The organism is Gilliamella sp. HK2, assembly GCF_001690265.1.
GTDB classification, from domain to species: Bacteria; Pseudomonadota; Gammaproteobacteria; order Enterobacterales; family Orbaceae; genus Gilliamella; species Gilliamella apicola_C.
On the sequence record NZ_LZGV01000041.1, the window covers coordinates 1 to 4,881 of the forward strand.

Here is a 4,881-nt window from a genome sequence, read left to right on the forward strand (position 1 = left end):
CAAGGGCAAGGTAACCGTACTGATGCCTATGCACTCACCTTTACCGCCATTCCCTATCAAGCCTTAAAACCCTATCGCCCAGCGCCCATACGTTGGCCACAAGTCAGTGGCACCTTACCCGCACGGGTCACTAGCCCTGATAATGACACCTATGGCTATATTGACACTCACGGGCGCTACCGAGTTAAATTCAACTTTGACTTAAAAGCGTGGAAAAAGGGTACTGAAAGCTTATGGGTACGCTTAGCCAAACCTTATTCGGGTAACACCTATGGTTTTCACTTCCCATTAATTGATGGCACGGAAGTGGCGATTGCCTTTATGAATGGTAATCCAGATAGGCCGTATATCGCCCATGCCATGCACGACAGCGCCCACCCAGACCATGTGACTACGGTAAACAAACACCGCAATGTCATTCGTACCCCCGCCAACAACAAACTGCGCATGGATGATAAACGCGGGCAAGAGCATATCAAACTCGCCACCGAATACGGCAAAAGCCAACTTAATTTAGGGCATTTAGTCGATAATAAAAAAGCACAACGCGGTGAAGGCTTTGAACTGCGCACGGATGAGTGGGGGGCAATACGAGCGGGTAAAGGAGTTTATGTTACCACCACAGCGCAAGAAAAAGCCGCCGGCCAACAGCTTGAAATGCAAGATTCAATAAAACAAATCGAAAAATCTTTACATATTTCTTATGCGCTCATTGAGTGTGGAAAATCAAGCGGTGCCGAACCTGCCGAAATCAGCCAACAACAAGCATTGCAATCGGCAACCAATCAATTACAGCAACCAACGGTTGTTATTCATGGTGATCAAGGCATAGCGCAAACTTCATCAAAAAGCATTCAAAGTTCAGCCAGTGAAAATATTATTGTTACTGCTGGTAAAAACGCTAGTGTTAATATTTTCAAAAAGCTGTCAATGGCAGCCGGTGAAATGGTTTCTATTTTTGCGCATAAATTAGGGATTAAGCTCATTGCCGCATCAGGCAGGGTTCAGATTCAAGCACAGTCAGATGAATTAGAACTCACTGCACAAAAAAATATGTTTATAACCAGTAGTGGCGGTAAAGTAACCATCAACGCTCAACAAGAGTTATTGCTACTTAGTGGTGGTGCTGGCATTCGTATTAAAAATGGCACGATAGAGTTAATTGCGCCAACTAGCATTTTACAAAAAACAGCTTTACTTTCTTACTCTGGTGCCGAAAGTATTAAAGAAGTGACGCCGTCATTTAACAAAGGCGACTTTTCACGCAAGTTTAAATTACATTTCAATGGTTCACCATCGCAAGTATTAAAAAACCATCCTTATCGAATTCATTTTAGTGATGGCAGCACACAAGACGGGATAACTGATGAAAATGGTGAAACCCAAATGTTACCAATGACAGAATTAGAACAATTGAAAATAGAAATATTAACTAAGGATTAACCGATGTCTAATACACATACTTCAGATGATTGTATCACCGAGGTTGACGGTGTAATTGGCTTACCCTCAAACTCTACTGATGCCATGCTAACCCAAAATGTTTGCGTGTCTGCACCGTTGCCATGTATTGTGATTTTGATTCACGGCGTGAATGATATTGGTGAAGCATTCCCAAATTTAGATAAAGGGATTTGTGAGGGATTAAATAAACGTTTAGGACGCAGTGACTTAAAGCCTAACAAGTGGCAATGGGCTAAAGTTGATGATGACGACTTTTCACCCAGAATGCAAATGTTAACCGAGTGGGAAGAAACAGCAAAAATTAAACCACCACTAAAACCTAAAGTAACAAAACATAAAGGTAATTCGCCTGTTATTCCATTTTTTTGGGGATATAGACCGGTCGATGTTGATACTTACTATAGTGAACAAAAAGCCTATAAAGCTAGATTAGAAAAGGGCAAGCCAGATGAACTACCTTATGATGCCTATTGGATTGAACAAGAGACTAAAGAACTGGCTGAAGTCTGTGGTTTTTCAAAATTAAATCATGATCATTTTGGTAATTGGATTGATTACCATTTTACTCGCAATGGTGGTCCTTTTTCGGATGCAACCACTTGCATCCCCGATATGTATGGTCCAGGGCTTACCTGGCTTACTAGTTCTTTTGCCAAATGGGGATCAACAAAGGGGGCTAAAGCTTATGATAACCCACATCGCATCTATATGGCGTTTGCCGCTCGTCGTTTAGCCAATTTAATTATTAAAATTAGAAAAGATGAAAAATTGAAGGAAGCTCCAATCAATATTGTGGCGCATAGTCAAGGGACAATTATTACCATGTTAGCGAATATGATGCTAGCTGAGGAAGGTTATTTAACAGCTGATTGTGTGATACTTGCCCACTCACCGTATGCTTTTGATTGCACTTTTTTAGAATCACAATCGAAAGAATATGGCATGGGGGTGCAAACAAACAAGGCCCGTAAGCAAACCTTTATTAATTTTGTGCAAGCGATCAAAAAAGGTCAAAATTTAAGAAAAATTAAATATAAAGATCCCGAAACATTAATTGAAAAAGGGGTTGCCGCTAAAACTATTAAAGATGGTATGCTCAATCCTTCAACGCAGGATTATGATTTTACCAATCCGCTTTATTGTCGGTATAACTTTGGCAAAGTGTATAACTACTTTTGTCCTAATGATCAAGTGGTTTCATTTCGTAGTGTTGAGGGCATGGGCTGGCAAGGTATACCTAATCACGTATTTAATCAATGTGGTGACAATTTAAAACAACGCGCATTTGGTCATCGTATGGCTGTGGGGGAAGATCCCGCTAAATTTATCTTTTTCAGACCAAAGGGTGCCTTTGAAATAGCCGTGCCTGAATACCTTGATAGAAAGGCGTTAAAAGATAGACAGATCGATATTATAAAAAAATATGATCCTGAAAACGAAAGCTTTTCTTTTATGTATAAAATGTATATTTATTTAACCAAAGATGAAATCGCATTAGTCAATCAACATAACCCCATTGAGAACGGCAGCTTTGTTCACGGCTATTACGATAATATTACAGATAAAATTATTATTTATTATGAAGTAGATGACAAAATTAGTACGCAATTAGAAAAAGATGAAGAATATGGTATTTATTCGCCAACTGAAACGGGATCGATTAGTAATGCGAGATATCGAGTTAGAGAAAAGTTGAATATTAATGGTGAACGAGTTCCCGAACCAATTATTTATACCGGATGTGGAAAAAGTGCGAAAACAAAATTAGCGAAAGCAATTTATTATAGTGATCTGTTTTTAGATAAAAATAAATATTATCAACATGAAAGGCTTTATAAAGAATCTGACGAGTATCAGCCTTATCCTAAATATGAATTTTATTATCATTATCCAGATAGACCCAAAAAGCGCTTTGGTAGTTCTAGTCATTTACTTGATAGTACTTATTATTATCCATGGCCTGACGACAGATTAAAAGAGCATCCGGAATGGTTGCCAGGATTTTCCCATTTTCGTTTTACAGATGATCCGCATAAATTCGAGGTATGGTGTTTTCCGTCTGGCGAAGAACTGAAACAAAAGGTTTATAAATATGTCCAAAAACAGACAGAGGAAGCTGAAGATAGTTCCCATCATTCAGGTATTACCTTAAATGAGCAAGTCCCTTCTCATATAATGGCCTTTGATCTTGCGTTGGGCGAAGTCAATATTTTTAGTAAAGAAAACCGACGAACATGGCAACAATTAATTCATCTTGCCGATTGGCGATCACCAGAAAATGAAGACTCAGACACAATAACGTATAAAAACTATGGTATTTTACCGAAAGAAATTAAAAAAAGTATGAACTTTTTACAGGGGACAGTCCCGAAAGGGGTAGTAAATGAATTTAAGCGGGTTGAAAGTGTTTATGAAATGGCTTTTCTTGTTGGTGGCTTCGATGTTGTAAAGAAAATCGCTGCCAAGCAAGCTGCTCAACTAGCGGTTATTGTGGGTGGTAAAGTTTTTGGTTTCTATATTAACCCAGAACAACAATGGCCACTGCCCGTGCCAGATACAGAAAGGAGAAGTTAACCGATGATATTAGCAATACTATCGACCCTTATCGGCGGCGCATTATTTATTATTATGCTCATTAAGCAATATCATGAGCGATGGCAAATGGTGAGTTATCTGTTTTTTATCTTGGGGATATTGGCACTTTCGCCAGTTAATAATATACGAAAGCCTACCTTTGTTCTGCCCTCGCAAATTGTGTACCGTTTTGATGAAAACCGTTATATTTTATTGACGGGTTATCGATGTGAAGGGCAAGCGTATTTTATTGATGATAAAGAACAAGTTTATTACCTTTTAGCCGCTCATTCTTGGGATATATATACAGAGCCTTATCGGCATCCAGCAAAAAACTATCTTTCAATCCCATTGTCGGATGTGTCGGCAATAGATACTTCCATTGATGGGGGGCGTTCATTTAGAAGTATCCATTTAGATGTTGGAAATTATTTAAGTAATCATGATTCACCGCAATATGATGTGGTTAATGATCAGGCTTTTATTTTAGGCAAAGATGGTCGGCTTTATATATCAGAAGCGCCATTTGGCACTAAAAGTTCGCATATGTTATCGAAAAAAGACCAGCTTGAACAAGGCGCGATTGTAGGCAGAAGCCAAATTATTCCCGAAAGTATTCCCCCTATGCCAAGTGACTATACCGGTTGGGATAAAATGCGCTGTGATTATAATGCTAAAGAAACTAAATTGCCCGATAACCGTACCGTGTTAGAGGTTTATCAACATTTGTTAGGCACAGCTAAATAAGGAATTAAGGCATGAAACAGAAAATAACTCAATTGTTGATAATGTTATTGGTTGTCCCCGTGGTTTTGGTCGTGATTTTATCGACTTTGGCGCCAT

At 38.9% G+C, this 4,881-nt stretch carries 3 protein-coding genes; all 3 read left to right on the top strand.

The features are described 5' to 3' along the window. Window positions 1–1,443: DUF2345 domain-containing protein (locus tag A9G45_RS03515; RefSeq protein WP_141673589.1), on the top strand; the 1,443-nt coding region annotated here is incomplete at its 5' end. Window positions 1,444–1,446: 3 nt separating this feature from the next. Beyond that, window positions 1,447–4,038, top strand: a complete 2,592-nt coding sequence (locus tag A9G45_RS03520) for a T6SS effector phospholipase Tle3 domain-containing protein (RefSeq protein ID WP_065567333.1) — start codon at window positions 1,447–1,449, stop codon at window positions 4,036–4,038. A 3-nt stretch (window positions 4,039–4,041) separates the two neighbouring features. Next, on the top strand, window positions 4,042–4,785 hold the full coding sequence (locus A9G45_RS03525; RefSeq protein WP_065572367.1) for a T6SS immunity protein Tli3 family protein: 744 nt from the start codon (window positions 4,042–4,044) through the stop codon (window positions 4,783–4,785). Window positions 4,786–4,881: the final 96 nt, after the last annotated feature.